This window comes from Klebsiella pasteurii (assembly GCF_018139045.1).
Lineage (GTDB): Bacteria > Pseudomonadota > Gammaproteobacteria > Enterobacterales > Enterobacteriaceae > Klebsiella > Klebsiella grimontii.
Window position 1 is genome coordinate 2914479 of the sequence record NZ_CP073236.1, and the last position, 19455, is coordinate 2933933.

Consider the following 19455-nt stretch of genomic DNA (forward strand, 5'->3'; position numbering starts at 1 on the left):
AAAAAAACCTGCGCATCCGCGCAGGTCGGTGCAAGATAATCAGTACGAAAAGCGTACTTAAAAAACTCACCAATCAATACCTCTGGGATCCTGATTGTCTCGTTTTTCCCGCCGCCGCCGCCAGCCATAAAACGCAAAGGAATGAGCCTAAGTGCAACCAGTTATTACTTTTTTCGCGAACTGTAACAATGGCCAACGGCGGGCAAAAAAAAACCTGCGCATCTGCGCAGGCTGGTGTAATTAAGTGGTCAACCTGAAGTTGACTCCACCTATCAATACCTCTGGGATAGCCAGAATATCAATGCAATGAATGGGTAAACCAGCGAACATTCGCAACAGCCAATCGCAAAGTGTAAGCAAAGGTGTGAATTGTCGTTTTCCGGAATCATTCTCCGCTCGCCTGTGGGTAACTATTTCACCAGCAACGCTAATCTGCGTCACAATTGCATGAACCCAAAAGTAGCAACCCTTGAATCTGCCGCACTTTCCCGTAACATAAACGTTATGTAAACGCTTACCCTAAAAAAGGCCTGGTATGGCGACTATTAAGGATGTAGCCCGGCTCGCAGGAGTTTCCGTCGCTACCGTCTCCCGCGTTATCAACAATTCCCCGAAAGCCAGCGAAGCGTCGCGCCAGTCGGTAGGCGCCGCGATGGAAACGCTAAATTATCACCCCAACGCCAACGCCCGCGCGCTGGCGCAGCAGTCAACGGAAACCGTCGGCCTGGTGGTGGGCGATGTCTCCGACCCCTTCTTCGGCGCGATGGTGAAAGCCGTCGAGCAGGTCGCCTACAATACCGGCAATTTTTTGCTGATCGGTAACGGCTATCACAATCTCCATAAAGAGCGCCAGGCGATTGAACAACTGATTCGCCACCGCTGCGCCGCGCTGGTGGTCCACGCCAAAATGATCCCCGATGACGAACTGGCCTCGCTGATGAAGCAAATTCCCGGCATGGTGCTGATTAACCGCATCCTCCCCGGCTTCGAGCAGCGCTGCGTTGCGCTGGATGACCGCTACGGCGCATGGCTCGCGACCCGCCACCTGATCCAGCAGGGCCACACCCGCATCGGCTATCTCTGCTCAAACCACGCTATTTCCGATGCCGAAGACCGCCTGCAGGGCTACTACGCGGCGTTAAAAGAGAGCGATCTGCCGTGCAACGATCGCCTGGTGACTTTTGCCGAACCCGATGAGAGCGGTGGAGAACAGGCCATAACCGAGCTGTTGGGTCGCGGCAGGAACTTCAGCGCCGTAGCCTGCTATAACGACTCAATGGCCGCCGGTGCTATGGGCGTATTAAACGATAACGGGATTGATGTGCCGCGCGAGATTTCGCTGATTGGCTTTGATGACGTGCTGATTTCGCGCTACGTGCGCCCGCGTTTGACCACCGTACGCTATCCGATTGTCACCATGGCGACGCAGGCCGCGGAGCTGGCGTTAGCGCTGGCGGAACATCGCCCGCCGCCGGAGATTACCCACCTTTTCAGCCCCACGCTGGTCCGCCGTCACTCGGTGATTGCGCCTCTCGATAGCGATAAATCGTAGCGGTATAAACTGACGGCGGCGGCCGGATAATCCAGGCCTTCGCCGATATACTGCCAGCCGAAACGTTCATAAAAATCGCGGCAGGCGGAGTAGAGAAACAGCTCGCTATAGCCCTGCGTTCGGGCATAGCCAATCACGTGCTGCTGTAGTTTCCCCGCCAGCCCGCGCCCGCGCGACTCAGGAGCCACGTAGAGCGCCGCCATCCACGGATAAAGGTCCTGACGGCTGATTAAATCGCAGCGCCACAGGCCGACGGTGCCCAGCAGCGTCTCCCCTTCAGCGGCAATAAAGGTCATCGGCAGCGCCCCCGGCGTCTGGCTATGCCCGACAATGCTGGCGAAGAACGCCTGCGGCAGCGTTTCACCGCCAAAAGCCTGCCATAGCCATTCCGTCACCCGTGAAGCGTGCTGCGGCGCGGCGTGCAGGGGCTGAATGATCACACCAGCTTCCCCTGAAAAATGGGCACCGATTCAAACAGATAGCCGTCAAAGTCCGGCGCGTCTTCATCGGAGAGCTCCAGCAGGCTGTTTTTGACGTTTTCAAGATGCTGCCACATTGCCTGCCAGGCCCCCATCACATCGCGTCGGCGCAGGGCGGCGAGGAGCGTTTGCCGGTCGCCGAGCCACTTCAGCCGGTACGCCCGGCTGGCGATATGCACGTTGAACTGCTGCCACAGCGGGCTGCTGTCCATCTGCAGCCAGATGCGCTCGACCGTCGCCAGCAGCATCTGATTTTGCGTCGCCCCGGCCAGCACCAGGTGAAACAGCCGGGCGTTATCCTGGCTGGTATCGTTGGCGGCAATAGCCCGCTGCTCCTGCTCGATAATACGCTTCAGGTTATCGATATCGGCGCGGGTCGCCATTTTGGCGGCAAAGGCGGCGATATTGCTCTCCAGCAGCTGGCGGGCCTGCAGGATTTCGAACGGCCCGACGTCGCTGCTTAGCATCTGTTCTTCCTCGCTATCGTCCTCGTGCGGGATGCGCATCACGTACACCCCGGAGCCCTGGCGAATATCGACCGTCCCCTGCAGCTCCAGCATCAGCAGCGCTTCGCGCACTATGGTCCGGCTCACGCCGTAGGTCTCGGCGATATTGCGTTCCGGCGGCAGGCGCGACCCGATGGGGTAGCGCCCCTGCGCAATCTGTGCGCGTAAATCATCACCTATTTCCTGGTAGGGTTTCTTTTCCGGCGGAATGATAGCCTTCTCCACAATATCACCTGTGCGTTATGAACCTGCGAGTCAATATCGGCCGCTATCTTAGCAAAATTTCCGCCCGCCTAGCGCCACTCATCGTCAATATCCAGCGTCAATTCGCGACTCTCGCCTAGCTTACGGAACCAGCTGGCGGAAGCCTTGGGCCGCCGGGCACGATTATTTTGTAAATCGATTTCAATCAGCCCGTAGCGATTTTTAAACGCGTTCATCGGCGAAACGTTGTCGGTAAAGGCCCACAGCATGTAGCCGTGACAGTTGGCCCCCGCTTCCCTCGCGCGCAGCGTTTGCCACAGATGCTCGCTGATAAAACGGATCCGGTAGTCGTCGGCGATAGCGCCTTCGCGATTGCGAAACTGCCCTTCGTTTTCCACGCCCATGCCGCTTTCCGCCACAAACCACGGAATATTGCGATAGTCCTGCTTGATCCGCATCGCCATATCAAAAATGATTTGCGGATAAATTTCCCAACCGCGAGAGCTATTCATCCGCCGCCCCGGTAGCTCAAAGGGCTCATAATAGTAAGCCGGGTGGAACGGCGTCTGCGGATGCCAGGCGCGCGAGGGAGCTTTGACGCGATGCGGGTAGTAAAGGTTAATTCCCAGCTCATCAACGGTATTTTCGCGGATAAGCGCCAGCTCTTCAGCGTCATAATCCCAGGAGACGTGGTGCTGTTCGAGCAGGGTCAACAGCTCGGGCGGGTAGATGCCGTGGACCAGCGGATCGAGGAAAACCCGGTTATAAAACAGATCGTAGCGTTCGGCGGCGCGCACGTCGTGCGGCGCGTTTGAACGCGGGTAGGTGACCTCAGGGTTAAGAATGCAGCCGACCGTGCCGCAATAGCCTTTCTCGCGATACAGCCGGACCACTTTTGCCGTCGCCAGCACCTTGTGGTGATTCCACTGCATCCAGGTGCCGGTGTTCTGCTCGTAAGGCCAGCGCAGCGCATCCAGATAAACGCGGGTCTGCACCACGATCGGTTCATTGAAGGTAAACCAGCGCGTCACTTTGTGGTGATAACGGGCGAACACTTTCTCCGCGTACTGCACAAACAGCTCAACCACCTTTTTCGACGCCCAGCCGCCGTACTGCTCCAGCAAATGGCCGGGAAGTTCATAATGCTCAAGGCAGATCATCGGCTCGATGCCGTTGGCCAGCAGTTCATCGAAGAGCTGGTCGTAGTACGCCGCATAGTCTTCATCGACCGTGACGTTTTCATAGTCGGTGAGAAAGCGCGACCAGTTAATCGACGTGCGGTAGTGGGTCAGCCCCGCCAGCTTCATCAACTGCACGTCTTCGCGAAAGCGGTTGATAAAATCAGTCGCCACCGCCGGGCCGTAGCCGTTATGCCAGACGTGGCGGTCGTTTTTGTACCACAGATCCGGCCAGGAGTCCTGGCCCTCTTTTTTGCCGCTCCAGCCCTCGGTTTGCCACGCCGAAGCGGCGGCGCCGAGGATAAAGTCGTGGGGGATCGCCATCCTTACTGTCGTCATCGTGTCCTCATATCTGTTGGCTGGTGGGGGTATTTTCCGCCTGGCGCTGTGCGTTTTCCGCGCGACGGGAGGCAATTTTGACGAACGGCAGATAGATCAGCACCGCGGTCAGGATACAGATAAGCTGGGTCACCACCGCGCCCATCGAACCTGCAGTGGAGAGCCAGGCGTTGATCAGCGGCGGTGTGGTCCACGGCACCATCACTACCGCTTTACCGGCAAAACCGGCGGCGGTCGCGAAGTAGCCGATGCTGCCGGTCACCAGCGGCGTGATGATAAAGGGGATCGCGAGGATCGGGTTGAGCATGATCGGCATGCCGAAAATCACCGGTTCGTTGATGTTGAACAGGCCCGGCCCAATCGACAGCTTAGCGATCTCTTTCATCTCTTTGCGTTTGGTGGCGATCATCACCGCGATCAGCAGGCCAATCGTCAGCCCCGATCCGCCGATGCTCATATAAACATCCCAGAAAGGCATGGTGATGATATTCGGCACCTCTTTGCCCTGCTCAAAGGCGCTCATATTGACGGTGATCGCTCCCAGCAGCAGCGGTTCGCGGATCGGTTTGATCATCTGGTTGCCGTGGATACCGATAACCCAGAACAGCTGCGCGACAAACATCAGCAGCAGGATCCCCGGCAGGCTTTGCACCACGCGTTCCAGCGGCTGCTGCACCACCTGATAGACCGCGTCATACAGGTACATGCCGGTGGCCTGATGAAAAATAAAGCCAAAGGTGGCGATCGCCGTGGTGGTGATAATGGCCGGGATCAGCGCGGAAAATGACGCCGAGACGTTGGGCGGCACGGTATCCGGCATCTTGATCTTCAGCCCCTTGCGACCCTCCAGCCAGCAGTAGATCTCCACCGACAGAATGGCGATAAACATGCCGAGGAACAGGCTGCGGGTATCGGAAAACTGGCGCAGCAGCACATCTTTCACTTCATGCATTTGGCCGTCGACCATCATCTCGACGGTGGTCGGCGTGATGCAGATAAAGCAGATCACCGCCAGCAGACCGGGGAACAGGCTCTTGATGCCGTTAATCCGCCCCAATTCGATGCCGATAAGAAAGACCGCGCCAATATTGAGAAAGTTAAGGGTCGCATAATTGATGGCGCTGGTAATCGGTTTGAGCGCCGCCAGAAATGAGAGCGACTGAAAGCTGGCGAGTCCGTTTTTCGGATCCAGTACCATATTTGAAATCAGCACCGAAAAGGCGCCAACGATGATCACCGGCATCAGGGTAATAAAAGCGGATTTTATCGCCATGATGTAGCGGTAGCTGTTGAATTTCGTGGCGAAACTCCCCAGTGAGTCGATCAGTTTGTCCTGCAATGCCATAGAGGATACCTCAGGTTTAAGGGCTTATAGCGCACCAGGTGTACAGCCAAACACCTATTGGCATACCAAAAAATAGCGACTGGTGAAAATAAGTTCTGTGATTAAGCTCTCAACGCGCTCATTGGTATTCCATAATGGTGATAATTGGCATACCGCATTGGCAGTTTTATTTTCCACTCGATCAATTCCTGTAAAAGCGTGATCGCGATGGTTTTTTTGCCGCGCCATGAGGCCATATCCCCCTGAATGTCTGTGATAAACTGCGGGTTACCACGTGATATCAGGAATCGGATGAATGGCTACAATGCTGGATGTCTCAATTCGCGCAGGCGTCTCTAAAGCGACGGTTTCCCGCGTGTTGAACGGCACGGGTCAGGTAAAAGAGAGCACCCGCCAACAGGTTTTTAAGGCGATGGAAGAGCTGGGCTATCGGCCTAACTTTCTCGCCCGCTCGCTGGCGAACCGCACGAGCAACAGCATCGGCCTGGTGGTTTCCACCTTTGATGGCTTCTATTTTGGCCGCCTGCTGCAGCAGGCCTCCCGCCAGACGGAAGCCTGGGGCAAACAGCTAATCGTCACCGACGGCCACGATGCGCCAGAGCGTGAAGAAGAGGCGGTGCAGATGCTGGCCGATCGCCAGTGCGACGCCATCGTGCTCTACACCCGCCATATGAGCGAAAAGAAGATCATGTCGCTGATTGAGTCCATCGCCATGCCGCTGGTGGTGATTAACCGCGATGTTAGCCAGGCGCGGGAACGTTGCGTGTTCTTTGAACAGCAGGATGCGGCGTTCCAGGCGGTGGAGTACCTGATTACCCAGGGCCATCGCGATATTGCCTGTTTGACCGTGCCGATGCACACGCCGACGGGCAAAGCCCGCCTGGAAGGGTATCGTAACGCGCTGAAAAAGCACGGCATCAAGTGGGATCCGGCGAAGGTGAAATACGGTGACTCCACCATGAGCCGCGGCTATGAGCTGTGCTGCGAGCTGCTGGAAGAGAAGACGCCGTTTAGCGCGCTGTTTTCCTGTAATGATGATATGGCGCTGGGCGCGTCGAAAGCGCTGCATCAGGCGGGGCTGCGGATCCCGCAGGATATTTCGCTGTTTGGTTTTGATGACGCGCCGAGCGCCAAATGGCTGGAGCCAGGGCTGTCGACGGTCTATTTGCCGATCGATAACATGATCACCACCGCTATCGATCAGGCCATCAAGCTGGCCAACGGTCAGCCGATCGAGACCATCCCGCCGTTTACCGGCACCCTGGTGCTGCGCGAATCGGTGACAATTGGGCCGTATTACCCATAATGAGCGGGCCCGATAAGCGAAGCGCCATCGGGCACCACCTTACAGCAGCTCAAGCGCCAGCAGCTCTTCAATGGTCTGGCGACGGCGGATCAGCCGCGCTTTGCCGTTGTCGAACAGCACCTCCGGCAGCAGCGGACGGCTGTTGTAGTTTGAAGACATCGACGCGCCGTAAGCGCCGGTATCGTGCAGCACCAGATAATCCCCCGGCGCCACCGCAGGCAGCAGGCGGGTTTCCACTTTCCCACCCTCCTGCTGGGTAAAGACATCGCCCGATTCGCACAGCGGCCCGGCCACCACGGTTTCAACCTCCGCCGCAGCGCGCAGATCGCGGCCGTCCGCGGCGAGAGCGGTAATATGGTGATAGCTGCCGTACATCGCCGGGCGCATCAAATCATTAAAGCCGGCGTCAATCAGCACGAAGTGGCGGCTGCCCATCTCCTTCACGCTGCGGACCTGAGAAACCAGCACCCCGGATTCCGCCACCAGGAAACGACCCGGCTCGATCTCAAGCTTCACCGGATGGCCCAGATGTTTAGCGATCTGCTCGCGCGCGGCGTTCCACAAGCCGAAGTAGTGATCGGTGTCGATCGCCTCTTCACCTTCGTGATAGGGGATCGACAGCCCGCCTCCGGCGGAGATCGCCTGCAGATCCTGACCGAATTCAACCACCTGGCGCACCATCGCGCCACAAACCTGTTCCAGGTGGCCATAATCGACCCCAGAACCGATATGCATATGAATACCCACCAGCTGGAGCTGGTAACGGCGCATCACTTCCAGCGCCGCCGTTAAATGACTGTGCCAGATCCCGTGCTTGCTGTTCTCGCCGCCGGTATTGGTTTTTTGGCTATGGCCGTGGCCGAAGCCCGGGTTAACCCGCAGCCAGACGCGATGGCCAGGAGAAACTTCGCCCAGTTGGCTCAGCATATCAATTGAGCCGGCGTTGACCGGGATCTGCAGCTCTTTAACCCGCGCCAGCGTCGCGTCGTCGATCAGGTCAGCGGTAAAGACAACATCGTCCGGATGCTGATGCGGATCGTACCCTGCCGCCAGCGCGCGCTCGATCTCGCCCAGCGACACCGAATCGACCTTCACGCCCTGCTCGCGCATCAGGCGCAGAATGTGGATATTGGAGCAGGCCTTCTGCGCAAAACGCACCACGTCGAACTTGCTCAACTGGGCAATCTGGCGGCGGATAATCTGCGCGTCGTAAACCCAAACCGGGCAGCCGAACTCGGCGGGCAGACGCAGCAGGTTTTCTGCGCTCAGGTCGGTATCGGTGGCGTAAAGCGAGTGTGGCATAAAGAACTCCGGTGCTATGTGTGTGCGTTATCTCTGTTTTTTACGATTACGCCACAGCGCGTACGTAATAAAAAATATCGTTTTATTGCCAGTCTATGCAAAAATGATATGGCTTGCGCCACTTAAGGAACACCCATGCCCGCCGTCAACCTGCGCCATATTGAAATCTTCCATGCGGTGATGACCACCGGCAATCTGACCGAGGCCGCACGTATGCTGCATACCTCGCAGCCCACCGTTAGCCGCGAGCTGGCGCGTTTTGAAAAGGTGCTGGGGTTGACGCTGTTCTCCCGTACCCGCGGGCGCCTGCAGCCTACGGTTCAGGGATTACGTCTGTTTGAAGAGGTCCAACGCTCCTGGTATGGCCTGGACAGAATCGTCAGCGCCGCGGAAAGCCTGCGCGAATTCCGCCAGGGGGAGTTGTCGATAGCCTGTCTGCCGGTCTTCTCCCAATCGCTATTGCCGCTGCTGCTGGCGCCGTTTTTAGCCCGTTACCCGGACGTCAGCCTGCAAATCGTCCCTCAGGAATCACCGCTGCTGGAGGAGTGGCTGTCGGCCCAGCGCCACGATCTGGGATTAACGGAAACCCTGCATACCCCCGCCGGAACCGAGCGTACGCCGCTACTGACCCTCAATGAAGTGTGCGTACTGCCGCAGGGCCATCCGCTGGCGGCAAAGCCGGCGCTGACGCCGGCGGATTTTCACGGCGAAAACTACATTAGCCTGTCGCGCACCGATAGCTATCGCCAGCTGCTCGATGCCCTGTTTGTCGAACATCAGGTCAAACGGCGGATGGTGGTGGAGACGCACAGCGCCGCCTCCATCTGCGCGATGGTGCGGGCCGGGGTCGGCATTTCGGTGGTTAACCCGCTCACCGCCCTCGATTATGCCGGGAACGGCGTGGTGGTACGCCGCTTTAGCGTGGAAGTGCCTTTTACCGTTAGCCTGGTGCGCCCGCTGCACCGTCCCGGCTCCGCGCTGGTCGATGCCTTCGCCCGCCATCTGCAAGAGAGCATGCCGCGCATCCTGACGCCGCTCGAAGCAGTACTTACGACAGCATAAATTCCACCGCGTCCGCCGCATGGATCGCGGCCGTATCAAATACCGGCAGCGGGCTGCTCTCTTCCGGCACCAGCAGGCCGATTTCGGTACAGCCGAAAATCACCCCTTCCGCACCCTGCTCCGCCAGGAGCTCAATAACCTGAAGATAGTAGTCGCGCGAGTCTGCGCTAAAGGTTCCCAGGCACAGCTCGTCGAAGATGATCTGGTTGATACGTTCGCGATCTTCCGCCTCCGGAATCAGCGTGTCGATAGCGAACTGCTGCTGCAGGCGGCCGCGATAAAAATCCTGCTCCATGGTATAGCGCGTCCCCAGCAGAGCCACGCGGCGCTGGTCCTTCGCGGTAATCGCCCGGCCGGTCGCATCGGCAATATGCAGGAACGGCACATCGCAGCGCGTTTCAATGGCCTGCGCGACTTTGTGCATGGTGTTGGTGCACAGGACAATCCCCTCGGCGCCCGCCTGCTGTAGCCCGAGCGCCGCCCGGGCGAGGATCTCGCCCGCCCGATCCCAGTCGCCGGTGGACTGGCAGACTTCAATTTCGTGGAAATCTACGCTATGCAGCAGCAGGCTGGCAGAGTGCAGGCCGCCGAGGCGCGTTTTAATACCTTCGTTAATAAGACGATAGTAAGGAATCGTCGATTCCCAGCTCATGCCGCCTAACAGACCAATTGTTTTCATCATCCCTCCGTGCGTGAAGTTTCAGTAAAACAAAGTTGTGATCGACTTTCCACTTCTCCAGGCGATCGTTTCCTTTTAGAAGATTATGCGATAGATTAAATGAAACATTGTTTCATTTAATTACAGGACCAGCGGATGTTTATTTTTCATAAAGAGACCACCCTTGAAGATCTGGGCAATGGCGTCACCCGCCGCATCCTTGCGCACGATGGCAAGATGATGGCGGTTGAAGTGAACTTCGAAGCGGGTGCTATCGGGCCGATGCATAATCACCCGCACGAGCAGCTCACCTATGTGCTCTCCGGCGAGTTTGAGTTCACCATCGGTGATGAAAAGCACGTGGTCAGCGCCGGCGATACGCTCTACAAGAAACCGAACATTATGCACGGCTGCGTGTGCCTGAAACCGGGCACGCTGCTGGATACCTTTACCCCCGTTCGTCAGGATTTTCTGCAAAAGTAATCTCTCCTCCCTGGGGCATGCCGCGCATGCCCACCATTTTCTGAACTTTTCCGCCAATAATAATTGTCATAATCTATGTCATGTCGCAATGATTAGCCGAGCAATTAATCCCACCTGAATCACCTCACTGCGCCTGTCTCTCATCCTTTTCTATGACCGCCCCCTGGCAAAATGCGCGCGCCAGCACCTTTTTGAAACATCGTTTCGACTTTGATCACATTTCCGCGATGAACCGAATGACTCCGTAATAAATAGCAATAAAATAAAATTAAAACGGCGTTTTACAAAATCAGAACGCTGGGTAAGACAAAATCAAAAAACATATGCTCTCCAGGGATGATAAGAGCGCAAAAGTTCTCAACAAACGCACAGTTAACAAGGAAGCATTTACCGCCGACATACCAGGAACGCATTAACTCTCCGGCGGCTACCGCGGGAGAGACAGTCAACCCGAATCCGTATTACAAACTCGCAAGCCAGGTAGGTATGTATGAATGAAAACAAAATGCTGGGATTGGCATGGATATCGCCCTATATCATAGGGTTGATAGTCTTTACCGCCTTTCCCTTTGTTTCATCTTTCTTCCTCAGTTTCACTGAGTACGATTTGATGAGCCCACCGGTGTTTAACGGCATCGAAAACTATCGCTACATGCTGACCGAAGATGGCCTCTTCTGGAAATCCATGGGCGTGACGTTCGCGTATGTCTTTTTAACCATCCCGTTAAAACTGGCTTTCGCTCTGGGGATCGCGTTTGTCCTCAACTTTAAGCTGCGCGGCATTGGTTTTTTCCGTACCGCCTACTATATCCCGTCCATTCTCGGTAGCTCGGTGGCGATTGCCGTATTGTGGCGCGCGCTGTTTGCTATCGACGGCCTGCTGAACAGCTTTATCGGCGTGCTCGGCTTCGATCCGGTCAACTGGCTCGGCGAGCCTTCGCTGGCGCTGATGTCCGTCACCCTGCTGCGCGTCTGGCAGTTCGGTTCGGCCATGGTTATCTTCCTCGCGGCGCTGCAGAACGTTCCGCAATCACAATATGAAGCGGCGATGATCGATGGCGCGTCAAAATGGCAGATGTTTATGAAGGTCACGGTGCCGCTGATCACGCCGGTGATTTTCTTCAACTTCATCATGCAGACCACCCAGGCGTTCCAGGAGTTTACCGGCCCGTACGTCATTACCGGCGGCGGCCCGACCTACTCCACCTATCTGTTCTCGCTCTACATCTACGACACCGCCTTTAAGTACTTCGATATGGGCTACGGCGCGGCGCTGGCGTGGGTGCTATTCCTGGTGGTCGCGGTCTTTGCCGCCATCGCGTTTAAGTCTTCGAAATATTGGGTGTTCTACTCCGCCGATAAGGGAGGCAAAAATGGCTGATATCCAACACATCTCTGAAGCAAGGGACATCGCCGAACGTGAAGTCGCGCGGACGCTGCGTCGTGAAAAAATTAGCCGCTCGATTCGCTATGTGATCCTGCTGTTCGTCGGCCTGCTGATGCTCTACCCGCTGGTATGGATGTTCTCGGCGTCGTTCAAACCGAACCACGAGATCTTCACCACCCTGAGCCTGTGGCCTGCCCACGCGACCTGGGATGGCTTTATCAACGGCTGGAAAACCGGTACCGAGTACAACTTCGGTCACTACATGCTGAACACCTTCAAGTATGTGATCCCGAAAGTACTGCTGACCATTATCTCCTCCACCATCGTGGCCTACGGCTTTGCCCGCTTCGAAATCCCGTGGAAGAAATTCTGGTTCGCGACGCTGATCACCACCATGCTCCTGCCGAGCACCGTACTGCTGATTCCGCAGTACCTGATGTTCCGTGAAATGGGCATGCTGAACAGCTATCTGCCGCTGTACCTGCCGCTGGCTTTCGCCACCCAGGGGTTCTTTGTCTTCATGCTGATTCAGTTCCTGCGCGGCGTTCCGCGCGACATGGAAGAAGCGGCGCAGATCGACGGCTGCAACTCCATTCAGGTGCTGTGGTACGTGGTGGTGCCGATTCTGAAACCGGCGATTATCTCGGTGGCGTTGTTCCAGTTCATGTGGTCCATGAACGACTTTATCGGTCCGCTGATTTACGTCTACAGCGTGGATAAATATCCGATTGCGCTGGCGCTGAAAATGTCCATCGACGTCACGGAAGGCGCTCCGTGGAACGAAATTCTGGCAATGGCGAGCATCTCCATTCTGCCGTCCATCATCGTGTTCTTCCTGGCACAACGCTACTTCGTACAGGGCGTTACCAGCAGCGGAATTAAAGGTTAAGAGGGAAATATCATGGCTGAAGTTATTTTCAACAAACTGGAAAAGGTCTACTCCAACGGCTTCAAGGCGGTACATGGTATCGATCTGAAAATTGCGGACGGCGAGTTTATGGTTATCGTTGGGCCGTCCGGCTGCGCCAAATCCACCACCCTGCGCATGCTGGCCGGTCTGGAAACCATCAGCGGCGGCGAAGTGCGGATCGGCGAGAAAATCGTAAACAACCTCGCGCCGAAAGCGCGCGGTATCGCGATGGTGTTCCAGAATTACGCGCTCTATCCGCATATGACGGTGCGCGAAAACCTTGCCTTCGGCCTGAAGCTGAGCAAGCTGCCGAAAGATCAGATTGAAGCCCAGGTTAACGAAGCGGCGAAAATCCTTGAGCTGGAAGAGCTACTGGATCGTCTGCCACGTCAGCTCTCCGGCGGCCAGGCGCAGCGCGTGGCGGTTGGCCGCGCGATTGTGAAGAAACCGGATGTGTTCCTGTTCGATGAACCGCTCTCTAACCTTGACGCCAAGCTGCGCGCCTCGATGCGCATCCGTATTTCCGACCTGCATAAGCAGTTGAAGAAATCCGGTAAACCGGCGACCACCGTGTACGTTACCCACGATCAGACCGAAGCGATGACCATGGGCGACCGCATCTGCGTGATGAAGCTGGGTCATATCATGCAGGTGGATACCCCGGACAACCTCTACCACAAGCCGAAAAACATGTTTGTGGCCGGGTTTATCGGCGCGCCGGAGATGAATATTCGTCCCAGCAAGCTGGTTGAGCAAGCGGGCCGTCTGCATCTGACCGTTGGCGATGGCCTGCTGCCGCTCAACGACAGGCTGCAGAGCAAGGTCGACACCCACAAGAACCAGCAGGTGTTCTTCGGCGTGCGCCCGGAGTTTGTCTCCATCTCCGATGAACCGTTCGCCGAAGGTTCATGCACCGGCGAAATGGTACGCGTGGAAAATATGGGCCATGAATTCTTCGTCTATCTGAAGGTCGCCGATTATGAACTGACCGCCCGCGTGCCGTCAGATGAAGCGAAGCCCATGATTGAGAAAGGGCTGCATCGCAAGGTGCATTTCAAATTCGATCTCAACAAGTGTCATATCTTTGACGCCAAAACTGAACAGAACATCTCTCTGTGAACCCTGGAGTATTAAAATGAAAAAAGTGCTTTTAAGCGCCGCAATCTCCGCAACTTTGGCCCTTACCGCGTTGCCTTCCATGGCGAAGGATGTCGACCTGCGTATGTCATGGTGGGGCGGCAACGGCCGCCACCAGGTGACCCTGAAGGCGCTGGAAGAGTTCCATAAACTCAATCCGGATATTAACGTGAAGGCGGAATATACCGGCTGGGACGGTCACCTTTCGCGCCTGACCACGCAAATCGCCGGCGGCACCGAGCCGGATGTGATGCAAACCAACTGGAACTGGCTGCCGATCTTCTCGAAAAACGGCGAAGGCTTCTACGATCTGAATAAGATGAAGGATGTGATCGACCTGAGCCAGTTTGACGCCAAAGAGCTGCAGTCCACCACGGTGGACGGCAAGCTTAACGGTATTCCGATCTCCGTCACCGCGCGCGTGTTCTACTTCAATGACGAAACCTGGAAAAAAGCGGGCGTTGAGTACCCGAAAACCTGGGACGAGCTGATGGCGGCGGGTAAAACCTTCGAGAGCAAGCTGGGTAAACAGTATTACCCGGTAGTGCTGGAGCACCAGGACACCCTGGCGCTGCTGAATTCATATATGATTCAGAAGTACAACCAGCCGGCTATCGATGAAAAAACCAAAAAATTCTCCTACAGCAAAGAGCAGTGGGTCGAATTTTTCCAGATGTATAAAAAGCTTATCGACAGCCACGTCATGCCGGACACCAAGTACTACGCCTCGTTCGGCAAGAGCAATATGTATGAAATGAAGCCGTGGATTCAGGGCGAGTGGGCGGGAACCTATATGTGGAACTCCACCATCAACAAATACTCCGACAACCTGAAGCCGCCGGCGAAGCTGGAGCTGGGCAGCTATCCGATGCTGCCGGGCGCCACCGACGCGGGCCTGTTCTTTAAACCCGCGCAGATGCTCTCGATTGGTAAATCGACTAAAAACCCGGAAGCGGCGGCGAAGGTGATCAACTTCCTGCTGAACAGCAAAGAAGGGGTTGAGACGCTGGGCCTGGAGCGCGGCGTGCCGTTGAGCAAAGTCGCGGTGCAATACCTGACCGAAAACGGCGCGATCAAAGAGGACGATCCGGCGGTATCTGGCCTGCGTCTGGCGCAGTCCCTGCCGGCCAAACTCTCGGTGTCGCCATACTTTGACGACCCGCAGATCGTTGCCCAGTTCGGCACCTCTCTGCAGTACATCGACTACGGGCAGAAAACCGTAGAAGAGACGGCAATTGACTTCCAACGTCAGTCTGACCGAATCCTGCGCCGCGCGATGCGCTAATTAACCGCTATCCGTATCTACCCCGCAGCTCCGGCTGCGGGGTATTTTTTTAGCAAGGAGTGAATCGAATCATGAAAGGCAAAATCATCCCGCTGAGCTTTCTGCACACGCAGGACAGCGAAACCGGTCACCAGGTGATCCGGATGACGCCACCGCATGTTATCTGCCACCGCAACTACTTCTATCAAAAATGCTTTACCCGGGACGGCAGCAAACTGATTTTCGGCGGTGCCTTTGAAGGCCACTGGAATTACTATCTACTCGATATCGCCGCCCAGCAGGCCACCCAACTGACCGATGGGCCGGGTGATAACACCTTTGGCGGTTTCCTGTCCGCCGACGACCGGTCGCTGTGGTACGTGAAAAACAACCAGCAGCTGCGCCGCGTGGACCTGGCGACGCTGGAAGAGCAGGTTGTATATCAGGTGGATGACCAATGGGTGGCCTACGGAACCTGGGTCGCCAATAGCGATTGCAGCCAGATGGTCGGTATCGAAATCAAAAAAAGCGACTGGCAGCCGCTGACCGACTGGGGCAAGTTCCGCGCCTTCTACTTCACCGAGCCGGAGTGCCGGTTGATTAATATCGACCTGCGCAGCGGCGAACAGCGCGTGGTATTGCAGGAAAAACGCTGGCTCGGCCACCCGATTTACCGCCCGTTTGATGACGGCACCATCGCCTTCTGCCACGAAGGCCCGCGCGATGCTATCGATGCCCGAATGTGGCTTATCAACGCTGACGGCAGCCATATGCGCAAGGTTCGCCAGCACCAGCCGGGGGAGAGTTTTACCCACGAATTCTGGGTGCCGGATGGATCCGCGCTTTATTATGTCGCGCATCAGGAAAACGATCCGCATCGCTATCTGTATCGCGCCGACCCGGCAACCCTGGAAAACCGCCAGCTTATGGCGATTCCTCCGTGCTCACATCTGATGAGCAATCACGATGGCTCGCTGGTGGTCGGCGACGGCGCGCCGCACAGCACCGGCGATATACAGCTTAACGATCCGTTTATCTGGGTGTTTGATATAGCCGCCGATAAGCAGACTGCGGTGTGCCGCCACGACTCCACCTGGAAAGTGATTGAAGGCGAGCGGCAGGCGACGCATCCGCATCCGTCATTTTCACCGGATAACCGCTGGGTACTGTTTACCTCCGATAAAGAGGGCATGCCGGCGCTGTATCTGGCGGAGGTGTAGTGATTCGGCAACGTCCCGGCTCGCGCGGTGCTTAGCCGGGCTACGGGTTCACCGCCGTCTGCGGACAGGTAGCCCGGACAGATGCGCAGCATCGCCTCCGGGAATTATCACCCTGCTTCCCCGGGGGCGGCGCAAAGCGCCTGCCCGGGCTACAGGTTCACCGCCGTCTGCGGACAGGTAGCCCGGGTAAGGCGTTTACGCCGCGACCCGGGAAAAATCGTCAGAAGAAATATTTAAACCGCACCCGCGCGCCGTAGCGTTCATCGGTATTGCCGCTTTTCGCCGCCGATGAATCGAGCCATGACGCATAGGCTCCGAGATAAATATTAAAGTTCGGCATATCCATAATATTCGGCAGATGCCATGAGGTATGAAGGGTGTGGATATCGTAGCGCCCCGGCGCCAGGATGGCGCAGTCGCCATCGCACTCCGCGTTGACGCCGGACATATTAAACTGGTCGATTTTGTTATGCGCGTAGATATAGCCCAGCTCCACGCGATGCCATAACGCATTGATACCGGCGCTGAAATCCTTTTCGTCCGCCGCATCAAGATACGCGGTGCTTACGTTCACCACCGCCCCGTTCTCGGCATCGGTTTTCAGCGTGTTCCAGCTCATCGTCATGCCGTAGCCGGTGCGGCTGGACTGATCGACCCAACGTCCATTCTGATTCTCATAACCGTAAGCATTATTAACGAGGTTACTTTCCATCGCTGCCGCCACCGACCAGGCGCCGGATTGCCAGGCCGCGACCGGACGCACGTAAACCACATTTTTACGGTTATCCAGCGCGTTGCCGTGATAATTCTGGTCCACGAACAGCGAGCTGCCGTCCTCCACCAGCGTATTCACCTCAAAATACCAGTTATCGAGATTTTTACTCAGCAGGAAATTGCCGCCGCTGCTGCTGCGTCCGCGCCCCTCTTTCATCATATAAATATAGCCGTAGCCGTCGCTATACAGATCGTTCGCCGTGTTGCCGGAATATTCAACAAACGTATCCTGATTTAGCGGGAACATATCGTAGGCTTCGAAGCGACCGATTTTAATTTTCCAGTCATCCTGCTGACCAAAGAAAAAGGCCGCATCATCAAGATTCATTTTACCGCTCATATCCGCCAGCGGCTGCACGCTGAATCCGGCATATTTACCGTTAGCCCCTTTGCGTAATCCATCAAAGCCCAGAAGAATACGTCCGTTAATATCCCAGCGCTCTTTATCTCCCGGCGCCCAGTTTTTATTAGCGCTGGTTTTCACCGACGTCAGGCTACCGGTGCGGCTGGCGCCGTCCATATTAAACTCAACGTCGCCATAGAATTTTAATTCACCATAATCATTAAGTTGTAAAGCGGGTTTAGCTGGCGCGGCGCTGGCCACCGTCGTCGCTTGTGCCTCCTGTTTTTTTAGCGCGCGGATTTCCGCCTCCGCGCTGGCCGCCCGCTGCTCTGTCGCCTTTAGCCGTTGTTCCATTTGCGCCAGCCGCTCCTCAAGGGATAACGGCGCCTGAGCATTAGCCAGAGGGGTAAATAAAGACGTCAGAACACACCCGACCCAGATTTTATTCATCGGAATAACCCTTTATTATTTAGTTAAATAGTATTTTTTATTTATGGGTAAAGCTCGACGACAGTGACAATAATAACCCGCCCATCGTCGAAGACGGGTTATTAACAACTATTCAGTAAAACTTATTCCAGCTGCCAGGCACCCGCTTCTTTTAAATGCGCCGAACCGCTCCAGGAAAATAACGCTAATTCACGGCGAGCGGCGTCAGGATATATACGACTGCTGAGACAGGCCTCGCCATCATTAACAAACACTTCTACCGAAGAGCTATCGAAGAATATCCTTAGCTTCAGATCGGCGCCTTCGGTCAACGGGACGCTGCGGGTGCCGCAGAGGCCATACTGCGGATAGTGTCGCTCAAGCACCAGGCGCTGCATCTGCGCATCCACGTAAACGCGCAGACCTTCGCCGAAGCTGAGGCCATACTGCTCGGCGCTGCTGCTGGCGCAGTCCCAGTGCAGGATCACCTCCATCGCCTCGCAGTTTTCCACCGTCGTGGTCTGCTGGTTCTTCAGCGTCGTCACCGGCCACGGGAAGCTGGCGCCGCGCATGCTCTCGACCTCTTTCGCCGGACGCATCTGCAGACGGTTATCGGCGCTCAGGCTCAGCTCGCGCGGCAGCGAAAGCATGCCCGCCCAGCCGTCCTGCTGCTCCGGCAGCGGCGATTCCCACATATCCAGCCAACCGATGACAATGCGGCGACCATCGGGCGTGAGGAAACTCTGCGGGGCGTAGAAATCGTGCCCGTGATCCATTTCGACAAACTCCCCCTCGCGTACAAACGCCTGCCCCGGCTGCCACTCACCGAGCAGATAGCCGCTCTGGAACAGGTTGCGGTTGCGATAGCCTTTCGCCGCCAGCCCCTGAGGGGAGAACATCAGGATATGTTTGCCGTTGAGGGCGAAGAAATCCGGGCATTCCCACATGTAGCCCATCTCTTTTTCCGCTTCATCAAGCACGCCCGCGTCCTGCCACTGGCGCAGATCGGCTGAGCGATACAGCCGCACCTGGCCGGTATCGCCATCGCGAGCGCCAACGATCATGTACCAGCTGTCCCCTTCTCGCCACACTTTCGGGTCGCGGAAATGGTGCATGCCCGGCGGAGTGTCGACCACGATCCCCTGGCGCTCGAAGTGAATCCCGTCGCGACTGGTCGCCAGACACTGCACCTGATACAGGTTGGCTTCATCGCTGGGATCGCCATGGAATTTATGCCCGGTATAAATCAGCGCCAGCGTATCGCCATCCACCACTGCGGAGCCGGAGAAGCAGCCGTCTTTATCCTCCGGGCCTTCCGGGGCCAGCGCCACCGGCAGATGCTCCCAGTGCACCAGATCCTTACTGCGCGCGTGACCCCAGTGCATCGGTCCCCATTGGGTGGAGTACGGATGGTGCTGGTAAAAGGCGTGATACCAGCCGTCGAACCAGACCAGGCCATTGGGATCGTTGATCCAACCCGCGCGGGCGGCCAGGTGATAGCGCGGATACCAGCGCAGGTTCAGCTTTTCATGTTTGGCCTGCAGTTCTTGCTCGGCCCGGGGAATGGAATAAGTCAT

General features: G+C 56.6%; 17 protein-coding genes. 9 read left to right on the plus strand and 8 right to left on the minus strand.

Going from position 1 to position 19455, the window contains the following annotated elements; translation table 11 throughout:
- The first annotated feature begins 535 nt into the window (after positions 1-535).
- Positions 536-1552 (plus strand): HTH-type transcriptional regulator GalR, encoded by a 1017-nt coding sequence (gene galR / locus KCG39_RS13635; RefSeq protein ID WP_004853879.1) that lies wholly within the window; start codon positions 536-538, stop codon positions 1550-1552.
- Here the strand turns inward: galR and KCG39_RS13640 are convergent.
- From KCG39_RS13640 to KCG39_RS13655, 4 genes are all read right to left on the minus strand, one after another.
- Positions 1513-1992, minus strand: a complete 480-nt coding sequence (locus KCG39_RS13640) for a GNAT family N-acetyltransferase (RefSeq protein ID WP_004124615.1) — start codon at positions 1990-1992, stop codon at positions 1513-1515. The two genes, galR and KCG39_RS13640, sit on opposite strands and share 40 nt — an antisense overlap.
- Positions 1989-2762: a GntR family transcriptional regulator gene (locus tag KCG39_RS13645; RefSeq protein WP_004105268.1), complete on the minus strand. Its 774-nt coding sequence runs from the start codon at positions 2760-2762 to the stop codon at positions 1989-1991. Before KCG39_RS13645 ends, KCG39_RS13640 begins: the two co-directional genes overlap by 4 nt.
- Before the next feature lie 68 nt (positions 2763-2830).
- Positions 2831-4258 carry a glycoside hydrolase family 1 protein gene (locus KCG39_RS13650; RefSeq protein ID WP_112166514.1) on the minus strand — a complete coding sequence of 476 codons (1428 nt, stop codon included), beginning with the start codon at positions 4256-4258 and terminating at the stop codon, positions 2831-2833.
- Between the two features lie 7 nt (positions 4259-4265).
- Positions 4266-5603 carry a PTS sugar transporter subunit IIC gene (locus KCG39_RS13655; protein ID WP_211811426.1) on the minus strand — a complete coding sequence of 446 codons (1338 nt, stop codon included), beginning with the start codon at positions 5601-5603 and terminating at the stop codon, positions 4266-4268.
- Between the two features lie 304 nt (positions 5604-5907).
- Between KCG39_RS13655 and KCG39_RS13660 the strand changes: the two genes are divergently transcribed.
- Entirely contained in the window at positions 5908-6909 is a 1002-nt protein-coding gene (locus KCG39_RS13660; protein WP_162626078.1) for a LacI family DNA-binding transcriptional regulator, read from the plus strand.
- A 39-nt stretch (positions 6910-6948) separates the two neighbouring features.
- Here KCG39_RS13660 and lysA read toward each other — a convergent pair whose 3' ends face one another.
- Entirely contained in the window at positions 6949-8211 is a 1263-nt protein-coding gene (gene lysA / locus KCG39_RS13665; RefSeq protein WP_004124628.1) for a diaminopimelate decarboxylase, read from the minus strand.
- A 135-nt stretch (positions 8212-8346) separates the two neighbouring features.
- Here lysA and KCG39_RS13670 point away from each other — a divergent pair, with 135 nt between their 5' ends.
- On the plus strand, positions 8347-9273 hold the full coding sequence (locus tag KCG39_RS13670) for a LysR family transcriptional regulator (RefSeq protein WP_049114677.1): 927 nt from the start codon (positions 8347-8349) through the stop codon (positions 9271-9273).
- On the opposite strand, the gene KCG39_RS13675 is transcribed toward KCG39_RS13670, so the two are convergent.
- The gene (locus tag KCG39_RS13675) at positions 9260-9952 is read right to left on the minus strand and encodes an aspartate/glutamate racemase (RefSeq protein ID WP_049114678.1); all 693 of its coding nucleotides are present in this window, start codon (positions 9950-9952) and stop codon (positions 9260-9262) included. The two genes, KCG39_RS13670 and KCG39_RS13675, sit on opposite strands and share 14 nt — an antisense overlap.
- Before the next feature lie 135 nt (positions 9953-10087).
- On the opposite strand from KCG39_RS13675, the gene KCG39_RS13680 reads away from it, so the two are divergent.
- The 6 genes from KCG39_RS13680 (at position 10088) to KCG39_RS13705 (ending at position 16332) form a co-directional block, all read left to right on the plus strand.
- A complete protein-coding gene (locus KCG39_RS13680; protein WP_004124635.1) occupies positions 10088-10414 on the plus strand; it encodes a cupin domain-containing protein in 327 nt (108 codons plus the stop codon).
- A 490-nt stretch (positions 10415-10904) separates the two neighbouring features.
- Positions 10905-11795 carry a carbohydrate ABC transporter permease gene (locus tag KCG39_RS13685; RefSeq protein ID WP_004115132.1) on the plus strand — a complete coding sequence of 297 codons (891 nt, stop codon included), beginning with the start codon at positions 10905-10907 and terminating at the stop codon, positions 11793-11795.
- Positions 11788-12690 (plus strand): carbohydrate ABC transporter permease, encoded by a 903-nt coding sequence (locus KCG39_RS13690; RefSeq protein WP_004124639.1) that lies wholly within the window; start codon positions 11788-11790, stop codon positions 12688-12690. Before KCG39_RS13685 ends, KCG39_RS13690 begins: the two co-directional genes overlap by 8 nt.
- A 12-nt stretch (positions 12691-12702) precedes the next feature.
- Positions 12703-13830: an ABC transporter ATP-binding protein gene (locus KCG39_RS13695; protein ID WP_004124642.1), complete on the plus strand. Its 1128-nt coding sequence runs from the start codon at positions 12703-12705 to the stop codon at positions 13828-13830.
- A gap of 16 nt (positions 13831-13846) precedes the next feature.
- Complete coding sequence (locus KCG39_RS13700; RefSeq protein WP_004124644.1) at positions 13847-15133, plus strand: ABC transporter substrate-binding protein; 1287 nt, start codon at positions 13847-13849, stop codon at positions 15131-15133.
- Between the two features lie 68 nt (positions 15134-15201).
- Complete coding sequence (locus KCG39_RS13705; RefSeq protein ID WP_032742198.1) at positions 15202-16332, plus strand: oligogalacturonate lyase family protein; 1131 nt, start codon at positions 15202-15204, stop codon at positions 16330-16332.
- A gap of 220 nt (positions 16333-16552) precedes the next feature.
- Here KCG39_RS13705 and KCG39_RS13710 read toward each other — a convergent pair whose 3' ends face one another.
- Both KCG39_RS13710 and KCG39_RS13715 read right to left on the minus strand, forming a co-directional pair.
- A complete protein-coding gene (locus KCG39_RS13710; protein ID WP_142468465.1) occupies positions 16553-17899 on the minus strand; it encodes a carbohydrate porin in 1347 nt (448 codons plus the stop codon).
- Between the two features lie 122 nt (positions 17900-18021).
- Positions 18022-19455, minus strand: a complete 1434-nt coding sequence (locus KCG39_RS13715; RefSeq protein WP_162626077.1) for a glycoside hydrolase family 32 protein — start codon at positions 19453-19455, stop codon at positions 18022-18024.

Coding starts and splice junctions, on each gene's coding strand:
- galR (WP_004853879.1), top strand. CDS start 536: ATGGCGACTATTAAGGATGTAGCCCGGCTCGCAGGAGTTTCCGTCGCT.
- KCG39_RS13650 (WP_112166514.1), bottom strand. CDS start 4,258: ATGACGACAGTAAGGATGGCGATCCCCCACGACTTTATCCTCGGCGCC.
- KCG39_RS13655 (WP_211811426.1), bottom strand. CDS start 5,603: ATGGCATTGCAGGACAAACTGATCGACTCACTGGGGAGTTTCGCCACG.
- KCG39_RS13660 (WP_162626078.1), top strand. CDS start 5,908: ATGCTGGATGTCTCAATTCGCGCAGGCGTCTCTAAAGCGACGGTTTCC.
- lysA (WP_004124628.1), bottom strand. CDS start 8,211: ATGCCACACTCGCTTTACGCCACCGATACCGACCTGAGCGCAGAAAAC.
- KCG39_RS13670 (WP_049114677.1), top strand. CDS start 8,347: ATGCCCGCCGTCAACCTGCGCCATATTGAAATCTTCCATGCGGTGATG.
- KCG39_RS13675 (WP_049114678.1), bottom strand. CDS start 9,952: ATGAAAACAATTGGTCTGTTAGGCGGCATGAGCTGGGAATCGACGATT.
- KCG39_RS13680 (WP_004124635.1), top strand. CDS start 10,088: ATGTTTATTTTTCATAAAGAGACCACCCTTGAAGATCTGGGCAATGGC.
- KCG39_RS13685 (WP_004115132.1), top strand. CDS start 10,905: ATGAATGAAAACAAAATGCTGGGATTGGCATGGATATCGCCCTATATC.
- KCG39_RS13690 (WP_004124639.1), top strand. CDS start 11,788: ATGGCTGATATCCAACACATCTCTGAAGCAAGGGACATCGCCGAACGT.
- KCG39_RS13695 (WP_004124642.1), top strand. CDS start 12,703: ATGGCTGAAGTTATTTTCAACAAACTGGAAAAGGTCTACTCCAACGGC.
- KCG39_RS13700 (WP_004124644.1), top strand. CDS start 13,847: ATGAAAAAAGTGCTTTTAAGCGCCGCAATCTCCGCAACTTTGGCCCTT.
- KCG39_RS13710 (WP_142468465.1), bottom strand. CDS start 17,899: ATGAATAAAATCTGGGTCGGGTGTGTTCTGACGTCTTTATTTACCCCT.
- KCG39_RS13715 (WP_162626077.1), bottom strand. CDS start 19,455: ATGACTTATTCCATTCCCCGGGCCGAGCAAGAACTGCAGGCCAAACAT.